1 protein-coding gene is annotated in these 262 nt (G+C 42.4%); it reads left to right on the top strand.

The window, feature by feature from the left end:
- Positions 1 to 40: 40 nt before the first annotated feature.
- The coding region (locus NXS07_RS22725; protein WP_258087671.1) for a hypothetical protein at positions 41 to 262 on the top strand (222 nt) is incomplete at its 3' end.

Raw genomic sequence — 262 nt, 5'->3', positions numbered from 1 at the left:
ATCCGCCGTTGGCCTTTATCCTAAGGAAAAACAGGTAAGCGTGACTAAAGGAACTGTGATCGCAGATTTCTCACTGAATGAGAACCTCTCGCAGTTAAATGACGTACAGATCTCTACCAATAAAAAATACAAGGTAGAAAATGTATCCTCTTCATTGCGTTTGCAAACAAAATTACTGGAACTTCCTCAGAATATCAGAGTGGTTACCAGCCAGGTAATGGCAGACCAGATGGTTTTCGACGTAGTTGACGGAGTAACCAGG

Origin of the sequence: Xenorhabdus bovienii (assembly GCF_024721015.1) — a bacterium.
Lineage (GTDB): Bacteria > Pseudomonadota > Gammaproteobacteria > Enterobacterales > Enterobacteriaceae > Xenorhabdus > Xenorhabdus bovienii.
The sequence above is the reverse complement of the archived record's forward strand: the minus strand, read 5'-3'. Positions and strand labels throughout refer to the sequence as shown.